Here is a 21,570-nt window from a genome sequence, read left to right as displayed (position 1 = left end):
TTCCACACGCCCGGCAGTTCGTAGTGCGTCCTCGCTCCAGATCCCTTCGGGCACCAGGCGATGTCCGCCACTCATGAGCGGAACCACATGACGACCGCTGCGGCGGTGACAGTGCAGAGGAAGACGTGGCCGCGTCCCCCGTCGGTGTGTTCGCCGTGTGGTCGCGTTCCGCAGGATGGCCGGGACGGCGGGGGCTGTCGATCTATTTCCCGTCGTCGGGAAGGCTTCCGTCGCCGCCCAGGTTGGCGACGATCCGGCGCAGCACGTTGATCGTGGTGACGAAGTCGGCCGGGTCGATGTTCTCGTGGGTCTGGTGGTGGACGCGCAGGTTGCGGTCCCGGGCGCGGAGGCGGGCCGCCTCGCCCGGCTCGGTCAGGGTCATGGTGCCGGTGGTGGCGTCCTCGGTGAGCCAGCCGCGGGTCACCAGGTCGTCGTAGACCGCGTCGAAGTCGGTGTCGAGGTCGTCGTACGGGAGCAGGCGTTCGGTCAGGGTGGGGCGGGTCCACACGCCGGGGGCGCCGGCCGCGTGGTTGAGGGTCCACCAGTGAGGTTGGGTGAGGTCCTCGACCGCCAGTTGGGCGCGGAGGGCTCCTACCACTCTGCGGTAGGCCATGCCGGTCCATGCGCCGATCGGCTGGGCGGCCAGTTCTTCGTGGCTGTACTCCTTGAGGTCCTTGGTGCCGGTGCTCATATCCGTCCTCGTCCTCTCGTGGTCGCCTGGACACGGTCAGCGTAGGACCTCGACATTGGTTGAGGTCAACGCCCAAGACTCAGTCAGGAGTTGAAGGTTCTGATCGCCTCGTAGAGGCGGTCCGGCTGGTCCAGGTGGACGTCGTGGGCCGCGTCCGGGATGCGGGTGAGGTGGGTGGCCGGGCGGCGGGTGAGCATGGTGGTGGGCTCGTCGGGGCGCATGGTGCCGTGTTCGCCCTGGACGAGGAGTGTCGGGCAGGTGATCTGTGTCCACTGGGGCCAGTAGGCGGTGGTGGCCAGTTCGGCGACCGAATCGACCATCGTGGTGCGGTCGAAGGTGGGGTGCCAGCCGTCTTCTCGCTGCTCCAGGGTTCTCGTCCAGGCCTCGTGGCCCAGGAAGGTCTCCGCGGCCTCCAACGACTCGAACGGCGTCGGCCAGCCGTCCAGCCAGGTCGCGATCTGTGCGGGGAGTTCCGGGTTCGGGCCCGCCGGGCCCGCTTCGACCAGGATCAGGGACTTGACCAGGTGAGGGTGGGAGGCGGCCAGCAGCATCGCCGTATGGCCGCCGAGGGACTGTCCCACCAGGGTGACGGGGGCCAGGGCCAGTTCCTCGATCAGGGTCACGGCGTCCTGGACGTGGGCCGCGCGGGTCGTGGTCGCGGGCGTGCGGGTGCTGGCGCCATGGCCTCGGGCGTCGTACGTCACCACGCGGTGGCCGCCGGAGAGGAGCCGGGCGGCGACCTCGTCCCACTCGCCCTGGTGGCCGGCCAGGCCGTGGAGGAGGAGGAAGGGGGTGGCGGATTCCTGTTCGGGGCGGTGGTCGTGGTGGGCGATGCGGGTGCCGTCCGGCGTGGTGAGGGTCGCGGACGTGGTGCGGACGGTTCTCGGGTGGGGAGTCTTCAACTGACCTTCCTCCGGTGACGGCTTGAGCCAGCCTCTCCTTCCCCGACGGCCGCCGCCAGCCGATTTGCGTGGGGCCGGCGGTGACCGTCTTACGCGGGCTGCGGGGTTACGGCCGTAAGCGGGCTACCGTGTTACGGCCGTACGCGGACCACCCGGCTACGGCCTCGGGCCCAGGTCCGCTCGGCCGAACAGCAGGGCGTAGCCCGGCGGTAGCTGGGCCAGGATGCGGGTCACCAGGTCGTCGCCGACCAGGGGCGACAGGACGCCCAGGACCGAGCTGACGTCCCAGCGCGCTGTGGCGGGAGTGGCTCCCGGTGTGCGGGCCGCGACCGAGTCGACGAACTCGGCGGCCGTCAGCCGGTCGGTGGCCGGGATCTGGGAGGCGATCAGCCGGGCGGCCTCCCCGGGCAGGGCGCGGGCGAGGTCGACCCGTTCGTCACCGATGACGTGGGTGCCGAGGGCGGCCAGGACGGTACGGGTGACCTGTTCCGCCTTCGACCAGGTGGGGTACAGGCCCGACTCGCGGACCGCTTCGATCAGTTGGGGCCAGCCGTTGCCGTCGGCGGCGTGGGGGGCGCGGCTCGTCGTCACACGGGGCACCGTCGTCGTGCTCATGTGTGGGGTTTTCCTCCGGGTGCGTGCGGGGGTGCGGGCGTGGGTGGGCGGGTGGGTCGCGCCGCCGGGAGCTCGTACCGGCGGCGCGACGTGCACCAGGGCGTGCGGTGAGGTCAGCTGCTGAGCTGCCTGCGCGCGTCTCCGCCCGTGATCTGGATGCGGCGCGGCTTGGCCTGCTCGGCCACCGGGATGCGCAGGGTCAGGACGCCGGCCTCGTAGGAGGCGTCGATGCGCTCCGTGTCGAGCGTCTCGCCGAGGAAGAGCTGGCGCGTGAACGTGCCGGTGGGGCGCTCGGCGACGAGCGGTTCCGCGCCCTCGGGGGCGGGGGACCTGCGCTCGGCTCGAACGTTGAGGACGTTGCGCTCGACGTCCAGTTCGATCGTCTCGGGGTCGATGCCGGGGAGGTCGAAGTGGACGAAGAAGTCGTCCCCGGAGCGGTAGGCGTCCATCGCCATGGCCGACGGGCGGGTGGCGGCGGGGCCGAAGACCTGCTGGGTGAGTCGGTCGAGTTCACGGAAGGGGTCCGTGCGCATGAGCATCACTGGTCACTCCTCTCTTCAGGTGCAGTCGGTGCGATGCCCTACGGTCTGCGTCTTCTTATATAGCTCGGAGGAGGAAACTTGACAAGCCCTGGCTCAGGTTCGCGGGCTGCGGCAAGCGTGCCCCTGGCGCGTGTGCACCTCGGCGTGGGAGTTAGCCTCAAGATCTCGAGCAGCAGCAGGAGGCAGATATGGCGAAGGTTCCCAGCGCGGTGGTCGCCGCGAGCGGGCTCGTGGGCGGGTACGGCGTGGCCCGCTGGACCAGGCAGCGGCCGCTCGGCGGGGTCGTGCTCGCCGTGGCCGGAGTGGCGGCCGCGCGGCAGTGGCGGCAGCAGGCCGGTGGGGTGGCCGCGGGGGTGTTGTCCGCCGCGTATGTCGCCGCCTTCGCCGGGTCTCATCCGCTGGCGAAGAAGGTGGGCGCCTGGCCTGCCGTGTTCGGGGCGGCGGGGGCCGTGGGGCTGGCGTCGTGGGCGGTCGCGGACCGGCGCGGCTGACCGGCCGATCTCGACGGACACGGCAAGCCGGCACAGCAGGCGGAGACAGCAAAGAACCCGGCCCTGAATCCCAGGGCCGGGTTCTCGTCGGAGCGCCGGGCAGGCCTTGCACCTGCATTTCCCCACAGGAAGTGGGGCGTCTTTCCTTGGACCACCAACGCACTGTCCGTTGACCGGAGTTCCGGCGGCTGGACGCAGATCAACTATAGCGCAGTTCTGTTGTCGCCCGCGCCGCCCGGTCGTCTCCTCACCGTCCCCCGCAGGTACGGGACTTGCGACGCTGAGGTACGACGACGTGCCTTGCCCCGGGACCCGCCTGCACCCCGGCCGACGGCCTCTCTACGCCGTCGCCGAACGGGCCCCCTCCGTGTCGGAGCCGCCCTTGGGGTCGTCGTCCGCCCCGCCGCTGTCCGCCGCCGTCAACGGCTTGGCGATGTCCTCCAGGGAGCGGCGTTCCGCCTTCACCGCGAGGAACGCAGCGACGAGGCCTGCCAGGCACATCAGGGTCGCGCCGATCTGGAAGGCGAGGACCGTGTCGCCGACGACACCGGATTCCGTGAGCTTGGCGAAGATGAGCGGGCCGCTGATGCCGCCGGCCGCCGTGCCGATGGCGTAGAAGAACGCGATCGACATGGCGCGGGTCTCCATGGGGAAGACCTCGGAGACCGTCAGGTAGGCGCTGGACGCGCCGGCCGAGGCGAAGAACAGGACCGCGCACCAGCACGCCGTCATCGTGTCCGCGCTCAGGGAGCCCTGGTCGAAGAGCCAGGCCGTGCCGAAGAGGAGCAGGCCCGAGAGCAGGTAGGTGCCGGAGATCATGATGCGGCGGCCGACCGTGTCGAAGAGCTTGCCGAGGAGCAGCGGGCCGAAGAAGTTGCCGAGTGCGATGACCGCGAAGTAGTAGCCGGTGTTGCCGCTCGGGACGTCGAAGAACGTCGTCAGGATCGCGCCGAAGCCGAAGGTGATCGCGTTGTAGAGGAACGCCTGGCCGATGAAGAGGGAGAAGCCTAGGACGGCGCGCCTGCGGTAGTCGGAGAAGACCGTGCGGCCGATCTCCAGGAAGGAGACGCTGCGGCGCTGGTGGATGGTGATCTCGCCCTCCGGGTGCGGCAGCGGCTCGCCCCGCTCCTCCTCGATCTTGCGCTCGATGGAGGAGACGATGCGTTCCGCTTCGTCGTCGCGGCCGTGGATGAGCAGCCAGCGTGGGCTTTCGGGGACGTGCCGGCGGACGAGGAGGATCACCAGGGCGAGGACCGCGCCCAGCGCGAAGGTGAGGCGCCAGCCGACGTTCGCCGCGAAGATGTCCGTGTCCAGCGCGACGATGGACAGCAGCGAGCCGAAGACGGCGCCCAGCCAGAAGCTGCCGTTGATCATCAGGTCGGTGCGGCCGCGGTACTCCTTGGGGATCAGTTCGTCGATCGCGGAGTTGATCGCCGCGTACTCGCCGCCGATACCGAAGCCGGTGAGGAAGCGGAAGAGGAAGAACCACCAGGTGTCGAAGGCGATCGCGGTGAGGGCGGTGGCCGCCAGGTACACGGCCAGCGTGATCATGAAAAGTTTTTTGCGCCCCCATTTGTCGGTGAGGCGGCCCCAGAAGAGGGCTCCCAGGCAGGCGCCCGCCACGTACAGGGCGGCCGCCATGCCGGTGACCTCGCCGGAGGTGATGGGCAGGCCGCTGCCGGGCTCGGACAGGCGGCTGGCGATGTTGCCGACGACGGTGACTTCGAGACCGTCGAGGATCCACACGGTGCCGAGGCCGATGACGATCGTCCAGTGCCAGCGCGACCACGGGAGGCGGTCGAGGCGGGCGGGGATGTCGGTGGTGATGGTTCGGCCGGTCCCGGCCTGGGCGGTGGTCATGGGCTCCCTCCTCATCGAGCGGACCCCGGTTCGAGTGCCCTGAGCGGTTTCTCTTACGCCCTGAGCTACCTCTCCCACCCGCCGAGCTGCCCGTCTCACGCCCCGAGCGCGCGCGACACCGTGTAGATGAGCAGACCGGCCAGCGAGCCGACCACCGTGCCGTTGATGCGGATGAACTGCAGGTCGCGGCCGATGTTGGCCTCGATCTTCTTCGTGGTGTGCTCGGCGTCCCAGCTCGCCACCGTGTCGGTGATCAGGGAGGTGATCTCCTTGCGGTAGGTGGTGACGACGTAGACGGCCGCGTCCTCCACCCACTGGTCGACCTTGTCCTGCACCTTGCGCTCGGCCGCCATCCGCGAGCCCAGCGACAGCAGGGACGCCCGCACCCGCAGCCGCAGTTCGCTGCGCTCGTCCTCCGCCGCGGCGACGATCATGGACCGTACGGCCGTCCAGGCGCTGGCGATGAGGTCCTGGACCTCGCCGCGGCCCAGCACCTCGCCCTTGAGCCGCTCGATGCGGGCGCGGGTGTCGGTGTCGGACTGGAGGTCGGAGGCGAAGTCGGTGAGGAAGCGGTCGAGGGCGCCGCGCGCGGGGTGGGCGGGCATGTCGCACATCTCGGTGGCGAAGCGCAGCAGTTCCTTGTAGACGCGCTCGCCGACCTTGCGGTCGACGAACCTCGGCGTCCAGCCGGGGGCGCCGCCCTCCACGGCGTCCATCACCTCGTCGCGGTGCAGCACCAGCCAGTCGTGCGCGCGGGTGACGACCAGGTCGACGACCCGTTTGTGGCCGCCGTCGGCGACGACCTTCTCCAGCATCTTGCCGATGCCGGGCCCGATCTCCTGGGCGTTCGCGCGGCGGGTGATGGCCTCGCCGACCACGGCCTGGACGTCGGAGTCGCGCAGGACCGTCAGGGCGCCGCGCAGGGCGGTGGACAGCTCGGCGGTGACCCGGTCGGCGTGTTCGGGGACCGCGAGCCAGGCGCCGAGGCGGCTGCCGATGCCGACGGCGCGCAGCCGCTGCCGTACGACGTCCTCGGAGAGGAAGTTCTCGCCGACGAACTCGCCCAGGGAGACGCCGAGCTGGTCCTTCTTGGTGGGGATGATCGCGGTGTGCGGGATGGGGATGCCGAGGGGGTGCCGGAAGAGGGCGGTGACGGCGAACCAGTCGGCGAGCGCGCCGACCATGCCCGCCTCGGCGGCGGCGGCGACATAGCCCGCCCAGGGGCCGGCGCCGGAGTTCTGCGCCCACTTGGCGAGGACGTAGACCACGGCCACGAACACCAGGAGCCCGGTGGCGGTGAGCTTCATCTGCCGCACGCCGCGCTGTTTCTCCTCGTCCGCCGGGCTGAAGGTCGTCATCGCACGGTTCACGACGGCACCGGGCCGGGCATGCTGCCCTCCGGCACCGGCGTCCTTTTCTGCTGCTTTCGTCCGTTCCATCCGCTCCACCCGCTTGGTGATCCCGCACACATTGTCCCTTCCTGACCGACTCCTGGAACGGAACAGGAGTTCCCGGCGTCTGTCGGGAGGGGGTATTGCCATGGGGTCCTGTGAGCTTCCCCCGGTCCATGACGCATCATGGGCACATCAGATCGGAGCCTTGGGCTCCCATCGCCCGAGGAGAACAACACAGCATGACCCGAGGACGTGGCTACGCCCTCCTTGCCCTGGTCGTCGCAGCGATCGTGGCCCTTTCCACCGCCATTTACGTCGGCGTGGCGCCCGACGACAGCCTGCGCGACCGGGCCGCCCTCGGCGACGGCCGCGCCCCTCACAACTCCGCGGCCCCCGCCTCCACCGGCACCTGGGTCGGCACCTGGTCCACGTCTCCCTCTGCCGCCGAACCGGGCACCGAGACGACCGGCATGGCGGACCGTTCGGTTCGCAACGTCGTCCACACCAGCGTCGGCGGTACGAGTGCCCGCGTGACGCTGTCCAATCTCTACGGCCAGTCGCCGCTGAGCATCACGCGGGCGACGATCGCCGTCTCCGCGGGCAGCGGTACGGCGGCGGCACTCGCGGACACCATGCGGCAGCTGACCTTCAGTGGCGGACCCACCGTCGTCATCCCGCCCGGCCGACAGGTGATGAGCGACGCGGTAAGGGTCGTCGTCCCGCACGACTCCGACGTCCTGATCACCACCTACACCCCGGCCAGCTCCGGCCCGGTGACCTACCACCGGCACGCCCGGCAGATCTCCTACCTCGCCCAGGGCGACCAGACGCAGGACGCGACGGGCACGCCGTACACCGAGCAGACCGGTTCCTGGCGGTACCTGACCGCGCTGGACGTGCTGAGCAACGAGTCCGACGGCACGATCGTCGCCCTCGGCGACTCGCTGACGGACGGCATCACCTCCACGCCGGGCACCAACAGCCGGTGGACCGACGTGCTCTCCGACCGGCTGCGCGCGGAGATCGCGGCCGGGCGGGACCTGCCCCGCTACAGCGTCGTCAACCAGGGCATCAGCGGCAACCAGGTCCTCGCCGACGGGCTGGGCCGCCCCGCGGACAACCCAAGCGGGCTGAACCGCTTCCAGCGGGACGTGATGGAGCGGACGAACGTCAAGGTCGTCGTCATCGACCTCGGCGTCAACGACATCCTGCGCAACCCGCGCCTCGCCGACCCGAACGCGATCCTGAACGGACTGCGCACGTTGGTGGGGCAGGCCCACGCGCGCGGCATCAAGGTCGTGGGCGCGACCCTGATGCCGTTCTACGGACACCGCGGGTACACGGAGGCCCGCGAGGCGGTACGCCGGACGATCAACGCGGAGATCCGTGCCGGCCGGGTCTTCGACGCCGTGGCCGACTTCGACCAGGCGCTGCGTGATCCGTACGACCCGAGGCGGCTGCGGGCCGACTACGACTCGGGGGACCATCTGCACCCCAGCGACAAGGGATACGCGCGGATGGCGGAGTCCTTCGACCTGGAGACGCTGAAGGGGTCGGCGCCGGCGGAGCTGTAGCCCGGCCCCGCCCCGTGCCCGCCGCCTGTCCGCAGGCGTCCCCGTGCCCGCCACCTGTCCGCAGGGGCGGGCACACGGCTGCCGGGGCTCGGGTTCCGCACACGGCTGCCGGGGCTCGGCCTCCGCACACGGCTGCCGGGGCTCAGAACCCGCCGTGCGAATCCCGCCGGGGCGGCTCGTCCAGCTCCCGCCGCCCCGTCTTCCGCTCCAGCTTCTCCTGGCGCCGTTCCTCTCGGATCCGCAGCTTCTCCGCCCGCGTCAGCTTCCGCTGGACCCCGACGCCGCCCCAGAACGCGAAACCCGTGACGACGACCCGCGGGGCGCCCGGCTCACCCGGCACGCCCTCCTCGCGGTGATCGAAGCCGCCCATGACGCCGATGCCGCGGACGACGACCTCGACACCGGGCGGGACGATGACATCCACCCCGCCCATGATCGCGATCGCGCTGACCTCGACCTCGCGGTCCGCGAAGTTCGCCTCGCGCAGGTCGATCTCCCCGCCGCCCCAGAAGGCGAAGCAGGTGAAGCGCCGGGGCATCGTCCAGCGCCCCTTGCGCTGGAAGCCGGACATCACGGCGACGGCCCACGTGGACGAACCCTCGCCGCCCACGATCCGCCCGGACCAGTCCGAGCCGGCGGCGGGATCCTTCGTCAGGGACACCGACGGCACCGTGACGCCCTCGGCCGGCAGGTCCCGCGTGATGGGCGCCAGTTCCCCGTACGTCCGCGCCCGGTACGTCGCGTCCAGCCGCTCCTCGAACTCCTCCATGTCGAGGCGCCCCTCCGCGAGGGCGTCCCGCAGGATGCCGGCGACCCGTTCACGGTCGGCGTCGGAGGCACGGAGGTCCGGGACTGCGTCGTCGGTCATACACAGCAGATTACGAGTTCGCCCCGCCGGGGGCTACGAGATCGTCCGCTCGGCCTGCTCGACGTACATGCGGGCGATCACCGCCTCGATGTCCGGCTCCCGCACCGACAGATCCACCAGCGGGTACTCGGCCGCGACCCGCGCCACCAGCGGCGCCGCCGACTCCCCCGCCGGGAACGCCAGCCACTGCCGCGGACCGTCCACACGGACCACCCGCGCGGGCGCCGGTGCCTCGATCGGCGGCAGCTCCCGCTCCAGGTCCACCACCAGCGTCCGCTCGCTCTCCGCCGCCTCGTGCAGCCCGGCGAGCGGACCGTCGTACATCAGGCGCCCGTGGTCGATGACCATCACCCGCTTGCACAACTGCTCGATGTCCTGGAGGTCGTGCGTGGTCAGCAGCACCGTGGTGCCGCGCTCGGTGTTCAACTCCCGCAGGAACTCCCGCACCTTGGACTTGGAGACGACGTCCAGCCCGATGGTCGGCTCGTCGAGGTACAGCACCTCCGGGTCGTGCAGCAGCGCCGCCGCGATGTCACCGCGCATCCGCTGGCCGAGGGAGAGCTGCCGCACCGGCACGTCCAGCAGGTCGCCGAGGCCGAGGAGATCGACCAGACGGTCGAGGTTCTGCCGGTAACGGGCGTCCGGGATCCGGTACATACGGTGCATCAGCCGGTAGGAGTCGACCAGCGGCAGGTCCCACCACAGCGTCGTACGCTGCCCGAACACCACGCCGATGCGGTGCGCGAGCCGCGTCCGCTCCCGGGAGGGATCGATGCCGGCCACCCGCAGCCGGCCCGCGCTCGGCGTGAGGATGCCGGTCAGCATCTTGATCGTGGTCGACTTGCCGGCGCCGTTCGGGCCGATGTAGCCGACCATCTCACCGCGTTCCACACGGAAGGAGATCGAGTCGACGGCCCGCACCTGCCGCCGCTCCCGCTTCATGAAGCCGGTCTTCTTGCGCACCTCGAAGACCTTCTCCACACCCTCCAGTTCGATGAACCCGCTGCTTGAACCGGTCAACTCAACTCCCTGTACTCCGGTACGAACGAAGCCCCGTCCGCCACGCCAGCCCGGCCAGCACGCAGCAGAACACCGCCACCAGCGGCGAGGCGAACGCCGCCCACCCGGGCAGCCCGATCGGATACGGCCGCCCCAGCACATGGGCGGCCGGCACCCAGTTGACGAAGGCCAGCGGCACCATGAAGGTCACGCCCCGCACCAGGTCCTTGCCGAACACCGTCGGCGGATACTGCAGCAGCGTCGTCCCGCCGTAGGTGAAGGCGTTCTGCACCTCGGCGGCGTCCTGCGCGTAGATCTGGAAGGCCGCCCCCGCGACGAACACCGCCGAGAAGATCGCCGCGCCGCTGACCACCATCACCGGCACCAGCAGCACCTTCACCGCGCTCCAGTCCACGTCCACCGACACCAGCGCCCAGCCCAGCACCACCGCGCCCTGGGTGATCCGGCCCAGCCGGCGCAGCGCGAACCGGTCGGCCCCGACCTGCGCGAGCACCGGCACCGGACGCACGAGCAGCGTGTCGAACGAACCGTCGCGCATCCGGGCGCCCAGGACGTCCATCGAGCCGAGCGCCAGATCGGCGATCCCGAACGACGTCACGGACAGCCCGTACAGGAAGGCGACCTCGGGCAGCGACCAGCCGCCCAGCGAGTCGACCTGCGAGAACATCAGCAGGATCCCGACGAAGTCCAGGCCGGTCACCGTCAGGTTCCCCAGCACCGTGACCAGGAACGAGGCGCGGTAGGTCATGCTGGACCGCACCCACATCCCGGCGATCAGCCGGTAGGCCCGCAGCCCCTCGGCCGCAGCACCGCGCTCACCCACCCTGCACCACCACCCGCCGCGTCGCGGCCGACTGCATCAGCCTGCCCGCCGCCAGCAGCGCCACCGCCCACGCCGCCTGGAAGGCGAACGCCCTGAGCGGGTCCGTCTCCCCCATCAGCACGTCCGCCGGCATCTGGATCTGCGCCGCCCACGGCAACACCCGCACCACCTCGCCGAGCGTGCCCGGGAAGGCGTTCAGCGGCAGCACCATGCCCGAGAAGAAGATGCCCGTGACCATCAGGACCTGGCTGACGCCCATGCCGTCCATCAGCCAGAACACGCTCAGCGCCGCCAGATAGCGGATCGCGAAACTCACGACCGTCGCCAGCAGCAGCGTGACCACGAAAGCCGCCCACGGGGCGACGTCCGTCGGCAGCGCCATCGGGAAGAACACCGCGCCGAACACGAACGGGATCACCCCCCGCCCCAGCATCTGGAACAGCGCCCGCCCCACGTCGCCCGCCAGCCACCACAGCTGCAGATCGGCCGGCCGGTACAGGTCCACGGCGATCTCACCCGTGCGGATACGCTCCATCAGGTCCTTCTCGGCGCCGCCGCCCTGGATCGCCAGCGTCGCGTAGAGGCACTGCCCCAGCCACACGTACGTCACGGCCTGCGCCTGGTCGTACCCCCCGAGATGCGGCTTCTGGTCCCACAGCGCCAGATACGTGTAGACGAGGATGACGCCGAAGACCGTGTTGGTGAACACCCCGGCCACCGTGGCCGCCCGATACGTCGCGTACCGCCGGAAACCGCCCGCCGCGACGGCCGCGTACAACCGCCCCGAACCCACATCCACCGCCCTCCTCGCCCCCCGGCACCGAAGCGCAGGAGCCTAGTGCGCCCGCGATCGGGCACGCCACGCAATTTCCGGGAGCGGCAGGGGCGCCGGGGGGTGAGTACGCACCGGCCCAGACGGTACGATCCGTTGCGTCCGCGCGGGCCGAGGCGCCCGTGGCCAGGGCGAGCAGCGTGGCGGCGGTGCCGGCCGGGCGGAGCGTACGAGCCGTCGCGATCCACGGCCGTGTCCCCCTTCGGGCGAATGTCGCGCAGGCGAGATCACGATTCGGGCAGGCGTGCGGAACAGCACGACTCGCCTCGTGCCCGCCCGCGCACGGCCCGCCTCACCACGCGGCTCGCAGCCCGGCCCTCGATCAGGGAACTGATCAACGGATGGGACAGTCTTCATCACAGGGGCGCAAGAGCGAGCAGAGACGTACGGGAACGACGTACGACGCGAAACAGGAGTCCGTGCACGACATGAGTGACGAGCCTCAGCCGCAGCAGCCGAATCCGGGCTGGGCACCGAACCAGCCGCAGGCAGACGCCGACGGCGACCCGGGCACGCCCGAGGCCGGGCCGGCCGGGAAACCGAAGCGGACCGGCTGGCGCCGGATAATCCCGACCTGGCGCATGACGCTCGGCGGCTTCGTCATCGTCGTCCTGCTGCTGGTCGGCGGCTTCTTCCTGGGCTACTCGCTGGTGCAGATCCCGCCGGCCAACGCGCTCGCCACCAAGCAGGCCAACGTCTACCTCTACGCGGACGGCTCCGTGATCGCCCGCGATGGCGAGGTCAACCGCGAGAACGTCACACTCCCGCAGATCTCCAAGGACGCCCAGCACGCGATCCTGGCCGCCGAGGACCGCGACTTCTACACCGAGTCCGCCGTCGACCCCAAGGCCATGGTCCGCGCCGCCTGGAACACCGCCCTCGGCAAGGGCAAGCAGTCCGGCTCCACGATCACCCAGCAGTACGTGAAGAACTACTACCTGCGCCAGGACCAGACCGTCACGCGCAAGGCCAAGGAGTTCTTCATCGCGATCAAGCTGGACCGCGAGGTCAGCAAGGACCACATCCTCGAGGGCTACCTCAACACCAGCTACTTCGGCCGCAACGCCTACGGTATCCAGGCCGCCGCCCAGGCCTACTACGGCAAGGACGCCAAGGACCTCGACCCGGCCCGCGCCGCCTACCTCGCCGCGCTCGTCAACGCCCCCAGCCAGTACGACGTCGTCGCCCACCCCGAGAACCGCAAGGCCGCCGAGTCCCGCTGGAACTACGTCCTGGACGGCATGGTCAAGAAGGGCTGGCTCAGCGAGTCGGAGCGGGCCGGCATGAAGTTCCCCATGCCGAAGGAGTCCACCCTCTCCACCGGCATGTCCGGGCAGCGCGGCTACATCGTCCGGATCGTCAAGGACTACCTCACCGAGAACAAGATCATCGACGAGAGCAAGCTCGACGCCGGCGGCTACCGCATCACGACCACCCTGCAGAAGGGCAAGCAGGACGCGTTCGTGAAGGCCGTCAACGACAAGCTGATGTCCAAGCTCGACAAGAAGAACAACAAGGTCGACACCTACGTCCGCGCCGGCGGCGCCTCCGTCGACCCCAAGACCGGCAAGGTCGTGGCGATGTACAACGGCGTCGACTACGTCAAGCAGTACACCCCCAACGCCACCCGCAGGGACTTCCAGGTCGGCTCCACCTTCAAGCCGTTCGTGTTCACCTCGGCCGTCGAGAACCACTCGGAGACCCAGGACGGCCGCGTCATCACCCCGAACACCATCTACGACGGCACCAACAAGCGTTCCGTCCAGGGCTGGACCGGCCAGCCCTACGCCCCCGAGAACGAGGACCAGCGCTCCTACGGCGACATCACCGTCACCGAGGCCACCGACAGCTCCGTGAACTCCGTGTACGCGCAGATGGCCGCCGACGTCGGCCCCGCGAAGGTCAAGCAGACCGCCATCGACCTGGGCGTCCCCGAGACCACCCCCGACCTCGCCGACGGCCCCGCCATCGCGCTCGGCACCGCCACCGCCAGCGTCCTCGACATGGCGGAGGCCTACGCCACACTCGCCAACCACGGCCGGCACGGCACCTACACGATGGTCGAGAAGGTCACCAAGGAGGGCACGCCCGTCGAGCTGCCCGAGCGCCGCACCCGGCAGGCCGTGAGCCGCGAGGCCGCCGACACCACCACCTCCATGCTGCGGAGCGTCGTCCAGAACGGCACGGCCTCCGCCGCGCAGGCCGCGGGCCGCCCCGTCGCCGGCAAGACCGGCACCGCCGAGGAGGACACGGCGGCCTGGTTCGCGGGCTACACCCCCGACCTCGCCACCGTCGTCTCCGTCATGGGCCAGGACCCCGTCACCGCCGCCCACAAGTCGCTGTACGGCGCGATGGGCCTGGACCGGGTCAACGGCGGCGGCGCACCGGCCGAGATCTGGACGCAGTTCACCCAGGACGCCCTCAAGGGCAAGCCCGCCAAGGAGTTCGACCTCAGGCTCCAGCCCGGCTCCGACGTCTCACAGGCCCCCAGCAGCGACGCCCCGGCCGAACCGACCACCGGCGCCACCACCGACGGCGGCACGACCACCGGCGGCGAGGAAACCGGCACCCAGACGCCCGGCCAGAGCCCCAGCGCCCCCGAGGGGCAGACCGAGGGCCAGACCGACGGCGGCACCACCGACGGCGGCACCGGCGGCCAGTCCCCCACCGGCGGCGGCACCGCGGACGGCGGCACGACCGACGGCGGCGCGACCACCGGCGGCGGCACCACCGACGGCGGCACGACCGAGGGCGGCGGTGGCGACGCGAGCGACGGCGGCGCGACCGGCGGTCCGACCGGCCCCGGCTGGGGCGTGGTCCCGCAGGGCGCCCGCCGCGAGTAGCTCAGTGACCGCTGGTCGCCTTCAGCCCCACCACCGCGACCAGCAGCAGACACACGAAGAAGATCCGGGCGGCGGTCGCAGGCTCACCCAGCACCGCCATGCCGAACACCGCCGCCCCGGCCGCCCCGATCCCCACCCACACGCCATAGGCGGTACCGATGGGCAGGGTCTTGGCGGCCTGCGACAGCAGCAGCATGCTGGCGACGATGCCGGCGCCCGTGAGCACACTGGGCAGCGGACGCGTGAAGCCGTCGGTGTACTTCATGCCGACCGACCACCCCACCTCGAGCAGACCGGCGACGACGAGCAGAACCCAGGCCATGACGGGCACCTCCGGGAAAGGGCTGACGGTGTCGGTGCGTCGTCTTTGCCTTCATCCCGGTACGGCGCGTCTCGTCGGGGTTCCCTCCAACGTAGCAAAGCCGCACGACATGCCGAAGGGGCCGGTGACCAGGGTCACCGGCCCCTTTCCGCACAGCTGCCGCCGGTCCTACAGGTACAGGCCCGTCGAGTCCTCGGCCCCCTCGAACCGGTCCGCGGCCACGGCGTGCAGATCACGCTCGCGCATGAGCACGTACGCGATCCCCCGCACCTCCACCTCGGCCCGGTCCTCCGGGTCGAACAGCACCCGGTCGCCCGCCTCCACGGTCCGCACGTTCTGCCCCACCGCGACGACCTCGGCCCACGCCAGCCGCCGGCCGACCGCCGCCGTGGCGGGGATCAGGATGCCGCCGCCGGAACGCCGCTCGCCCTCGCTGGTGTCCTGCCGCACGAGTACGCGGTCGTGCAGCATCCGGATGGGCAGCTTGTCCGGATGGGTACTGTGCTCGTTTCTCTTGGCGCTCACGCCCTGAAACCTACCTGTCTTCCCCGGATACGTACGCAGTCGGGTCAGCCCTTGCGCCGCCGCGCGCTGACCGCGAGCAGCCCGACCACGCCCACCACGACGAGCGCCACGGGCACGACCCGCTCCAGCCGGGGCGCCCCGTCCTCGTCCACGAACCGGGCCCGCACATCGGTGACGGCCCGGTTGACCCCCACGTAAGCCCGTCCGAGGGTGTGATCAATGTTGGAAGCGACCTTGGCCTTGGCATCCCCGACGATCGTCTTCGGGTGCACCCGCACCCCGATCTCGTCGAGGGTCTCGGCCAGGGTCGTGCGGCGGCGCCTGATGTCCGCCTCGATCTGCGCCGGGGTCCTGGTGTCCGCCGTGTCCGCCACCGTGTCGCCTCCGAAGTCGGTGTGAAGCCTGTGCGGGACAGTCTGTCAGCTCCACGGCTCATCACACTGTCAGCACCCCCGGTTACGCTGGCCAGATGAGCGAGCGACTCCAGCCGGGGGACGTGGCCCCCGCCTTCACCCTGCCCGACGCCGACGGCACCGAGGTGTCCCTGTCGGACCACAAGGGCCGCAAGGTCATCGTGTACTTCTACCCGGCCGCCCTCACGCCCGGCTGCACGAAACAGGCCTGCGACTTCACGGACAACCTGGAGCTGCTGACGGGCGCGGGCTACGACGTCATCGGCATCTCCCCCGACAAGCCGGAGAAGCTGGCCAAGTTCCGTGACAAGGAGTCCCTCGAGGTCACCCTGCTGGCCGACCCGGACAAGCAGGTCCTGGAGTCCTACGGCGCCTTCGGCGAGAAGAAGAACTACGGCAAGACCTACATGGGCGTCATCCGCTCCACGATCATCGTGGACGAGGAGGGCAAGGTCGAGCACGCGCTGTACAACGTCCGGGCGACGGGGCACGTGGCGAAGATCATCAAGGATCTGGGGATCTGAAGCCTCACTGATTCTTCCCGCGAGCGGCTCGTACCGGCAATGCCCGGTACGAGCCGCTCCGCTTTTCGGGCGTGACTGTCCGATAAACGGTTCGTTACTCCGTACGAGATCACGAACGGGTGGTCGAGGACGGAGGGCGTTTGATGGGGGCCAGTGCGTACACCAGAGAGCGGCTGGAGGAGGCGGCTCGGGGGGCGCGGACACTGTCGGAGGCATTGCTGTCACTGGGGGTGGATCCGCGGAGCCCGACGCGGGACTACATCCGGGAGCGGATGAAGAAGCTGCGGGTGGACACGTCCCACTTCGAGCGGGAGGGAAGCAAGTGGACGAAGAAGGTTCTGCAGGCGGCCGCTTCCGCCTCGTCCAGCGTGAACGACGTGTTGCGGCGCCTCGGGCTTGAGCTGGTCGGGGGTCACCACACTCACATCAGCCGCCGCATCAAGGCGTACGGCATCGACACTTCGCACTTCGTGCCCTCGGTCCGCACGGAGAAAATGCGGCACAACCAGCGTCGCCGGACCGCCGAGGAGATCCTCATCGAGGACACCTCCACGCACCCCAGAAGGGTTCCGAGCGCCCGACTAAAGAGAGCGATGCGCGAGCTGGGTATCGAGGAGCGCTGCGCGATGTGCGGTATCGGAGCCGCCTGGCTGGGGGAACCGATGCCCTTGGAGGTCGACCACATCGACGGCAACTGGCGCAACAATCGAGTGGAGAACGTTCGGTTCCTCTGCCCCAACTGCCATTCAACGACGGACAGTTACCGAGGGCGTGGCACGGGGCGCGCGCGAAGGCATGCCTCATGAGCAGGCGGCGGGGCCGGCCCACCCCCGAAGAACTGCGCGCCGCGGTCGCCGCGTCCTTCTCCCTCGCAGAGGTGCTGCGTCGGCTGGCTAGACCGGACAACGGCGGACAGCGGGCCGCGTTGCGTCGACAGATCGCGCAGGAGCAGCTCGACACGGCGCACTTCCTGGGGCAGGCGCACAACCGGGGCAAGCCAGGCACCATCCCGGCCAAACGTCCCGAAGAGATTTTGGTCCGGCATGGCGCCAAGCGCAGGACCACGACCACCCTGTTGCGCCGCGCACTCAGCAGTGTCGGCGTACCGGAGCAGTGTGTGCGGTGCGGCATCGGTCCCGAGTGGCTCGGCAAGCCCATGACGCTGGAAGTCGATCACATCAATGGGGACTGGAGTGATGACCGGCTGGAGAACCTGCGGTTGCTGTGCCCCAACTGTCATGCGGTCACTGCCACCTGGTGCCGAGGCGGGAGAGGCAGATAGACGAGCCACGGCTGCCCGGTAGCATGGCCTGACACGCGGCCGTTGCTGAACGGTATAAGCAGAGGTTTTAGGTGCCTCGGGGCGTTTGCCCATGTGGGTTCGACTCCCACCGGCCGCACGCCAAGAGGGGCTGCCCAGTCGGGCGGCCCCTCTCACGCATCTCAGTCCAACAGCTCCCGTACCACCGGCACCAACGCCCGGAACGCCTTCCCCCGGTGACTGATCGCGTTCTTCTCCTGGGGGGTCAGTTCCGCGCATGTTCGGGACTCGCCCTCCGGCTGGAGGATCGGGTCGTAGCCGAAGCCGCCCGAGCCGGTCGGCTCGTGGCGCAGCACTCCCCGCAGCTGTCCTTCGACCACCCGCTCCGTGCCGTCCGGCAGGGCGAGTGCCGCCGCGCAGGCGAAGTGGGCGCCTCGGTGTTCGTCGGCGATGTCGGAGAGCTGGGCGAGGAGGAGGTTCAGGTTGGCCTTGTCGTCGCCGTGGCGGCCGGACCAGCGGGCGGAGAAGATGCCGGGGGCACCGTTGAGGACGTCGACGCAGAGGCCGGAGTCGTCGGCGACCGCGGGCAGGCCTGTCGCCTGGGCCAGGGCGTGGGCCTTGAGGAGTGCGTTCTCGGCGAACGTCACGCCTGTTTCCTTGACGTCGGGGATGTCCGGGTAGGCGTCGGCGCCGACGAGGTCGTGGGGCAGTCCGGCTTCGGCGAGGATCGCGCGAAGTTCGGTGATCTTCCCGGCATTGCGGGTGGCGAGGATCAGGCGGCTCATGGCCACCACAGTATGGCCCCGAGCGGCCGGACCTCCGGCGCCCCGTAAGGGGCGCGGGGAACTGCGCGATCGGCCACGGCGGACCCGCAGACGGCTACCCGCACAACTCGGCACCCGGGTAGCCGCAGTCGGCTCAGGCAGCGCAGCGTTACGGCGTGCAGACCTTCGTCAGTTCGCCCGCCGCGTCCGTGACCGGGCTGATGTCGGGTGTCTCGTCGCCGTTCTTGATGGAGGTGCGGACGTTGTCGACGGCCTTGTCGAGGTCGTCGACGGCCTTGCTGACATCCGCGTTGTCGGTCTTGTCGCCGATGTCGCCGAGGTTTTTGTCGATGGAGTCGAGGGACTCGTCGACCTGCGTGGGGTCGTTGGCCGCGCTGTCGACCGCTTGCTGGAGTTCCGTGACGCTGTCGGCGATGGCGTCGGCGGTCTGGACACAGTCCAGCGCCTTGTCGACGGCGGCGCAGCCGGTGGTGAGTCCGGCGGTCAGCGCGACGGCCGCCAGGGTGGCGGCGACGGCTGCGGTGCGGCGTCGGCGGCTCGCGGCCATGGAGCGGTCCCTCTCGTTCGGTGGGGCCGGTCGGGCCCGCGTGGCTGGCCGGGCGCACAGGGATGAGCCGTGCGCCCGTACTTCTTCAGACGCGAGTGTGCTCGGCGCGGTTGCCCGTGCCGGGCATCCGTCTTGGTGTGCCCTTTACTTTCCGAGGGCGGTGTCGAGTGCGGTGCGCTGGTGGGTGGCGAGTTCGGTGCAGCCGGCGACGGCGAGGTCGAGGAGGGCGCCCAGTTCGTCGCGGGCGAAGGGTTCGGCTTCGGCGGTGCCCTGGACCTCGACGAAGCGGCCGTCGCCGGTGCAGACGACGTTCATGTCGGTGTCGGCTGTGACGTCTTCTTCGTAGCAGAGGTCGAGGAGGGGGACGCCTGCGACGATGCCGACGGAGACGGCGGAGACGGTGCCGGTGAGGGGCTTGCGGCCGGGCTTGATGATTTTCTTGCCCTGGGCCCAGGTGACGGCGTCGGCCAGGGCCACGTATGCGCCGGTGATGGCGGCGGTGCGGGTGCCGCCGTCGGCCTGGAGGACGTCGCAGTCGAGGACGATGGTGTTCTCGCCGAGGGCCTTGTAGTCGATGACCGCGCGCAGTGAGCGGCCGATGAGGCGGCTGATCTCGTGGGTGCGGCCGCCGATGCGGCCCTTGACGGACTCGCGGTCGCCGCGGGTGTTGGTGGAGCGGGGCAGCATGGAGTATTCGGCGGTGACCCAGCCTTCGCCGCTGCCCTTGCGCCAGCGCGGGACGCCTTCGGTGACGGAGGCGGTGCAGAAGACCTTGGTGTCGCCGAAGGAGACGAGGACGGAGCCTTCGGCGTGCTTGCTCCAGCCGCGCTCGATGGTGATGGGGCGGAGCTGCTGGGGGGTGCGGCCGTCGATTCGAGACATGCGGATGAGCCTATCCGTACGCGCGGAAGGGCCCCTCCCGTGGTGGGAGGGGCCTGGTGGTGAGCTGGAGTGTCGGGGGGTGTCAGGGGGTGAAGCCCGGGACGATCCCCGCTCTTCACATCAGGTCTTCGATCTCCGCTGCGATGGGGTCGGCGTCGGTGCCGATGACGACCTGGATGGCGGTGCCCATTTTGACGACGCCGTGGGCGCCGGCGGCCTTCAGGGCGGTCTCGTCGACCTTGGCGGGGTCCACGACCTCGGTGCGGAGGCGGGTGATGCAGCCTTCGACTTCTTCGATGTTGTCGATGCCGCCGAGCCCGGCAACGATCTTCTCAGCCTTGGTGGCCATGTTCGTTCTCCCTGATCCGAACCGCTTTGTCGCAGTAACCCACAGTTGGCCCATCTTTGCGAGCGGTCATGTCGTGTGTGCCGAAGGATGGCGTCACGTCTGCGTGACCGTCCGGACGACTGGTCTACACCACGAGCCCGTCTCTCGACAAAGGGGACCGGAGATGAGTGCCGAGAGCCCGGCCGGATCCGCGGCCGCCGTCAGCCCCGCGCGTGCTCGCTGGAACCGATTGTTCCAGGGGTTGCAGAAGATGGGCCGCAGTCTGCAGTTGCCGATCGCGGTGTTGCCGGCGGCGGGGATCCTCAACCGGCTGGGGCAGCCGGATGTGTTCGGGGACGACGGGCTGGGCTGGACGAACGTCTCGAAGGTGATGGTGGGGGCGGGGGGTGCGCTGCTGGACAGTTCGCTGGGGTTGCCGCTGCTGTTCTGTGTGGGCGTTGCGATCGGGATGGCGAAGAAGTCGGACGGTTCGACGGCGCTGGCGGCGGTGGCCGGGTTCCTCGTGTACTTCACGGTGCTGCGGCAGTTTCCGGAGGGTTGTCCGGAGGGGTCGGTGGCGGTGCCGAACGTGGGGTGCCAGGTGACCGAGGGGGACCGGACGGTGACGGCGTTCACGTTCCAGAATCCGGGAGTGTTCGGCGGGATCGTGATGGGGCTGCTGGCGGCGTTCTTCTGGGCGCGTTTTCATCGCACGCGGCTGGTGGACTGGTTGGGGTTCTTCAACGGCCGGCGGCTGGTGCCGATCATCATGGCGTTCGTGGCGATCGCGTTCGCGGCGTTGTGTCTGTGGGTGTGGCCGCCGATCGGTGACGCGCTGGAGGGTTTCAGCGACTGGATGGACGGCCTGGACGCGTGGGGTGCGGGTGTGTTCGGGGTGGCGAACCGGGCGTTGCTGGTGGTGGGGCTGCATCAGTTCCTGAACGTGCCCATCTGGTTTCAGTTCGGCTCGTTCACGAGGCCGGACGGGACGGTGGTGCACGGTGACATCAACATGTTCCTGGCGGGTGATCCGGAGGCGGGGCAGTTCCTCTCGGGGTTCTTCCCGATCATGATGTTCGCGCTTCCGGCGGCGGCGCTGGCGATCACGCACTGTGCGCGGCCGGGCCGGCGCAAGGAGGTCGGTGGCCTGATGCTGTCGGTGGCGTTGACGTCGTTCGTCACGGGCATCACGGAGCCGATCGAGTATTCGTTCCTGTTCGTGGCGCCAGCGCTGTATGTGGTGCACGCGTTGCTGACGGGGGTGTCGATGGCGGTGACGTGGGGGCTGGGGGTGCACGACGGGTTCAGCTTCTCGGCGGGGTTGATCGACTACGTCATCAACTGGAATCTGGCCACGCGGCCGTGGCTGATCATCCCGATCGGGCTGAGTTTCGCGCTCGTCTATTACGTGATCTTCCGGTTCGCGATCACGAAGTTCGATCTGAAGACTCCGGGGCGGGAGCCCGAGGAGGACGTGGAGGACAGCGCCAAGGCGTGATCCTCGCAGCGGGCGGAATTGGCGGGTTCC

24 protein-coding genes, 1 tRNA gene and 1 riboswitch are annotated in these 21,570 nt (G+C 69.9%); of the genes, 8 read left to right on the top strand and 17 right to left on the bottom strand.

The annotated features are described in order from the left end of the window. Positions 1–202 precede the first annotated feature (202 nt). The 4 genes from IO24_RS0127715 to IO24_RS0127700 all read right to left on the bottom strand — a co-directional run bounded on the left by IO24_RS0127715 (position 203) and on the right by IO24_RS0127700 (position 2,747). Positions 203–691, bottom strand: a complete 489-nt coding sequence (locus IO24_RS0127715) for a hypothetical protein (protein ID WP_031140134.1) — start codon at positions 689–691, stop codon at positions 203–205. 83 nt (positions 692–774) lie between these two features. Next, positions 775–1,593 carry an alpha/beta fold hydrolase gene (locus tag IO24_RS0127710; RefSeq protein ID WP_031140132.1) on the bottom strand — a complete coding sequence of 273 codons (819 nt, stop codon included), beginning with the start codon at positions 1,591–1,593 and terminating at the stop codon, positions 775–777. Positions 1,594–1,749: 156 nt separating this feature from the next. Next, complete coding sequence (locus IO24_RS0127705; protein WP_031140130.1) at positions 1,750–2,208, bottom strand: DUF2267 domain-containing protein; 459 nt, start codon at positions 2,206–2,208, stop codon at positions 1,750–1,752. A gap of 113 nt (positions 2,209–2,321) precedes the next feature. Further along, complete coding sequence (locus IO24_RS0127700; RefSeq protein WP_031140128.1) at positions 2,322–2,747, bottom strand: Hsp20/alpha crystallin family protein; 426 nt, start codon at positions 2,745–2,747, stop codon at positions 2,322–2,324. A gap of 191 nt (positions 2,748–2,938) precedes the next feature. Between IO24_RS0127700 and IO24_RS0127695 the strand changes: the two genes are divergently transcribed. After that, on the top strand, positions 2,939–3,241 hold the full coding sequence (locus IO24_RS0127695) for a hypothetical protein (protein WP_031140126.1): 303 nt from the start codon (positions 2,939–2,941) through the stop codon (positions 3,239–3,241). A gap of 339 nt (positions 3,242–3,580) precedes the next feature. Here IO24_RS0127695 and IO24_RS0127690 read toward each other — a convergent pair whose 3' ends face one another. Both IO24_RS0127690 and IO24_RS0127685 read right to left on the bottom strand, forming a co-directional pair. Continuing rightward, entirely contained in the window at positions 3,581–5,101 is a 1,521-nt protein-coding gene (locus tag IO24_RS0127690; RefSeq protein WP_031140124.1) for an MFS transporter, read from the bottom strand. 95 nt (positions 5,102–5,196) lie between these two features. Beyond that, a complete protein-coding gene (locus IO24_RS0127685; RefSeq protein ID WP_031140122.1) occupies positions 5,197–6,540 on the bottom strand; it encodes a DUF445 domain-containing protein in 1,344 nt (447 codons plus the stop codon). A 194-nt stretch (positions 6,541–6,734) separates the two neighbouring features. On the opposite strand from IO24_RS0127685, the gene IO24_RS0127680 reads away from it, so the two are divergent. Continuing rightward, entirely contained in the window at positions 6,735–8,069 is a 1,335-nt protein-coding gene (locus IO24_RS0127680; RefSeq protein WP_031140120.1) for an SGNH/GDSL hydrolase family protein, read from the top strand. A 142-nt stretch (positions 8,070–8,211) separates the two neighbouring features. Here the strand turns inward: IO24_RS0127680 and IO24_RS0127675 are convergent, their stop codons facing one another. Genes IO24_RS0127675 through IO24_RS0127660 form a run of 4 tightly spaced genes read right to left on the bottom strand, consistent with a single transcriptional unit; the run spans position 8,212 to position 11,573 of the window. Next, positions 8,212–8,937 carry a DUF1707 SHOCT-like domain-containing protein gene (locus IO24_RS0127675; RefSeq protein WP_045296683.1) on the bottom strand — a complete coding sequence of 242 codons (726 nt, stop codon included), beginning with the start codon at positions 8,935–8,937 and terminating at the stop codon, positions 8,212–8,214. A 33-nt stretch (positions 8,938–8,970) separates the two neighbouring features. Next, entirely contained in the window at positions 8,971–9,957 is a 987-nt protein-coding gene (locus IO24_RS0127670; RefSeq protein ID WP_031140116.1) for an ABC transporter ATP-binding protein, read from the bottom strand. Between the two features lies 1 nt (position 9,958). After that, entirely contained in the window at positions 9,959–10,723 is a 765-nt protein-coding gene (locus IO24_RS0127665; protein ID WP_045296685.1) for an ABC transporter permease, read from the bottom strand. Between the two features lie 49 nt (positions 10,724–10,772). Further along, the gene (locus IO24_RS0127660; RefSeq protein WP_031140112.1) at positions 10,773–11,573 is read right to left on the bottom strand and encodes an ABC transporter permease; all 801 of its coding nucleotides are present in this window, start codon (positions 11,571–11,573) and stop codon (positions 10,773–10,775) included. Positions 11,574–12,040: 467 nt separating this feature from the next. Here IO24_RS0127660 and IO24_RS0127655 point away from each other — a divergent pair, with 467 nt between their 5' ends. Continuing rightward, positions 12,041–14,455 (top strand): transglycosylase domain-containing protein, encoded by a 2,415-nt coding sequence (locus tag IO24_RS0127655; protein ID WP_037668593.1) that lies wholly within the window; start codon positions 12,041–12,043, stop codon positions 14,453–14,455. A gap of 1 nt (position 14,456) precedes the next feature. On the opposite strand, the gene IO24_RS0127650 is transcribed toward IO24_RS0127655, so the two are convergent. The 3 genes from IO24_RS0127650 to IO24_RS0127640 form a co-directional block, all read right to left on the bottom strand. Next, positions 14,457–14,777, bottom strand: a complete 321-nt coding sequence (locus IO24_RS0127650) for a DMT family transporter (RefSeq protein WP_031140108.1) — start codon at positions 14,775–14,777, stop codon at positions 14,457–14,459. A gap of 33 nt (positions 14,778–14,810) precedes the next feature. After that, positions 14,811–14,878, bottom strand: a riboswitch (guanidine-III (ykkC-III) riboswitch). 67 nt (positions 14,879–14,945) lie between these two features. Continuing rightward, positions 14,946–15,302 (bottom strand): GroES family chaperonin, encoded by a 357-nt coding sequence (locus IO24_RS0127645; RefSeq protein ID WP_031140106.1) that lies wholly within the window; start codon positions 15,300–15,302, stop codon positions 14,946–14,948. A 44-nt stretch (positions 15,303–15,346) separates the two neighbouring features. Then, positions 15,347–15,676: a DUF3618 domain-containing protein gene (locus tag IO24_RS0127640; protein WP_031140104.1), complete on the bottom strand. Its 330-nt coding sequence runs from the start codon at positions 15,674–15,676 to the stop codon at positions 15,347–15,349. Positions 15,677–15,771: 95 nt separating this feature from the next. On the opposite strand from IO24_RS0127640, the gene bcp reads away from it, so the two are divergent. From bcp to IO24_RS0127620, 4 genes are all read left to right on the top strand, one after another. Continuing rightward, the gene (gene bcp / locus IO24_RS0127635) at positions 15,772–16,239 is read left to right on the top strand and encodes a thioredoxin-dependent thiol peroxidase (protein WP_031140102.1); all 468 of its coding nucleotides are present in this window, start codon (positions 15,772–15,774) and stop codon (positions 16,237–16,239) included. Positions 16,240–16,382: 143 nt separating this feature from the next. Then, a complete protein-coding gene (locus IO24_RS0127630) occupies positions 16,383–17,045 on the top strand; it encodes an HNH endonuclease signature motif containing protein (RefSeq protein WP_031140099.1) in 663 nt (220 codons plus the stop codon). Then, on the top strand, positions 17,042–17,521 hold the full coding sequence (locus tag IO24_RS0127625; protein WP_031140098.1) for an HNH endonuclease signature motif containing protein: 480 nt from the start codon (positions 17,042–17,044) through the stop codon (positions 17,519–17,521). The genes IO24_RS0127630 and IO24_RS0127625 overlap by 4 nt, the downstream gene beginning before the upstream one ends. A 35-nt stretch (positions 17,522–17,556) precedes the next feature. Next, a tRNA-Leu gene (locus IO24_RS0127620) sits at positions 17,557–17,639 on the top strand. 43 nt (positions 17,640–17,682) lie between these two features. Here IO24_RS0127620 and rdgB read toward each other — a convergent pair. From rdgB to IO24_RS0127600, 4 genes are all read right to left on the bottom strand, one after another. Further along, positions 17,683–18,285, bottom strand: a complete 603-nt coding sequence (gene rdgB, locus IO24_RS0127615) for an RdgB/HAM1 family non-canonical purine NTP pyrophosphatase (RefSeq protein WP_031140096.1) — start codon at positions 18,283–18,285, stop codon at positions 17,683–17,685. A 148-nt stretch (positions 18,286–18,433) separates the two neighbouring features. After that, positions 18,434–18,832: a hypothetical protein gene (locus IO24_RS0127610; protein WP_031140094.1), complete on the bottom strand. Its 399-nt coding sequence runs from the start codon at positions 18,830–18,832 to the stop codon at positions 18,434–18,436. Positions 18,833–18,976: 144 nt separating this feature from the next. Continuing rightward, complete coding sequence (rph, locus tag IO24_RS0127605; RefSeq protein ID WP_031140091.1) at positions 18,977–19,714, bottom strand: ribonuclease PH; 738 nt, start codon at positions 19,712–19,714, stop codon at positions 18,977–18,979. Between the two features lie 115 nt (positions 19,715–19,829). Then, positions 19,830–20,063 carry a PTS sugar transporter subunit IIB gene (locus IO24_RS0127600; protein ID WP_031140089.1) on the bottom strand — a complete coding sequence of 78 codons (234 nt, stop codon included), beginning with the start codon at positions 20,061–20,063 and terminating at the stop codon, positions 19,830–19,832. Between the two features lie 163 nt (positions 20,064–20,226). Here IO24_RS0127600 and IO24_RS0127595 point away from each other — a divergent pair, with 163 nt between their 5' ends. Beyond that, positions 20,227–21,540, top strand: coding sequence for a PTS transporter subunit EIIC (locus tag IO24_RS0127595; protein ID WP_031140087.1), 1,314 nt, complete (start codon positions 20,227–20,229; stop codon positions 21,538–21,540). The last annotated feature ends 30 nt before the right edge of the window (positions 21,541–21,570 follow it).

This window comes from Streptomyces flavovariabilis (assembly GCF_000725785.1).
GTDB classification, from domain to species: domain Bacteria; phylum Actinomycetota; class Actinomycetes; order Streptomycetales; family Streptomycetaceae; genus Streptomyces; species Streptomyces hawaiiensis.
This window is presented reverse-complemented; position numbering and strand designations above follow the sequence as displayed.

What these genes read in the sequence shown, in the direction of transcription:
- IO24_RS0127715 (WP_031140134.1), bottom strand. Translation starts at nt 691, where the DNA reads ATGAGCACCGGCACCAAGGACCTCAAGGAGTACAGCCACGAAGAACTG.
- IO24_RS0127705 (WP_031140130.1), bottom strand. Translation starts at nt 2,208, where the DNA reads ATGAGCACGACGACGGTGCCCCGTGTGACGACGAGCCGCGCCCCCCAC.
- IO24_RS0127700 (WP_031140128.1), bottom strand. Translation starts at nt 2,747, where the DNA reads ATGCTCATGCGCACGGACCCCTTCCGTGAACTCGACCGACTCACCCAG.
- IO24_RS0127695 (WP_031140126.1), top strand. Translation starts at nt 2,939, where the DNA reads ATGGCGAAGGTTCCCAGCGCGGTGGTCGCCGCGAGCGGGCTCGTGGGC.
- IO24_RS0127690 (WP_031140124.1), bottom strand. Translation starts at nt 5,101, where the DNA reads ATGACCACCGCCCAGGCCGGGACCGGCCGAACCATCACCACCGACATC.
- IO24_RS0127685 (WP_031140122.1), bottom strand. Translation starts at nt 6,540, where the DNA reads ATGGAACGGACGAAAGCAGCAGAAAAGGACGCCGGTGCCGGAGGGCAG.
- IO24_RS0127680 (WP_031140120.1), top strand. Translation starts at nt 6,735, where the DNA reads ATGACCCGAGGACGTGGCTACGCCCTCCTTGCCCTGGTCGTCGCAGCG.
- IO24_RS0127675 (WP_045296683.1), bottom strand. Translation starts at nt 8,937, where the DNA reads ATGACCGACGACGCAGTCCCGGACCTCCGTGCCTCCGACGCCGACCGT.
- IO24_RS0127665 (WP_045296685.1), bottom strand. Translation starts at nt 10,723, where the DNA reads ATGTGGGTGCGGTCCAGCATGACCTACCGCGCCTCGTTCCTGGTCACG.
- IO24_RS0127655 (WP_037668593.1), top strand. Translation starts at nt 12,041, where the DNA reads ATGAGTGACGAGCCTCAGCCGCAGCAGCCGAATCCGGGCTGGGCACCG.
- IO24_RS0127650 (WP_031140108.1), bottom strand. Translation starts at nt 14,777, where the DNA reads ATGGCCTGGGTTCTGCTCGTCGTCGCCGGTCTGCTCGAGGTGGGGTGG.
- bcp (WP_031140102.1), top strand. Translation starts at nt 15,772, where the DNA reads ATGAGCGAGCGACTCCAGCCGGGGGACGTGGCCCCCGCCTTCACCCTG.
- IO24_RS0127630 (WP_031140099.1), top strand. Translation starts at nt 16,383, where the DNA reads ATGGGGGCCAGTGCGTACACCAGAGAGCGGCTGGAGGAGGCGGCTCGG.
- IO24_RS0127625 (WP_031140098.1), top strand. Translation starts at nt 17,042, where the DNA reads ATGAGCAGGCGGCGGGGCCGGCCCACCCCCGAAGAACTGCGCGCCGCG.
- rdgB (WP_031140096.1), bottom strand. Translation starts at nt 18,285, where the DNA reads ATGAGCCGCCTGATCCTCGCCACCCGCAATGCCGGGAAGATCACCGAA.
- IO24_RS0127610 (WP_031140094.1), bottom strand. Translation starts at nt 18,832, where the DNA reads ATGGCCGCGAGCCGCCGACGCCGCACCGCAGCCGTCGCCGCCACCCTG.
- rph (WP_031140091.1), bottom strand. Translation starts at nt 19,714, where the DNA reads ATGTCTCGAATCGACGGCCGCACCCCCCAGCAGCTCCGCCCCATCACC.
- IO24_RS0127600 (WP_031140089.1), bottom strand. Translation starts at nt 20,063, where the DNA reads ATGGCCACCAAGGCTGAGAAGATCGTTGCCGGGCTCGGCGGCATCGAC.
- IO24_RS0127595 (WP_031140087.1), top strand. Translation starts at nt 20,227, where the DNA reads ATGAGTGCCGAGAGCCCGGCCGGATCCGCGGCCGCCGTCAGCCCCGCG.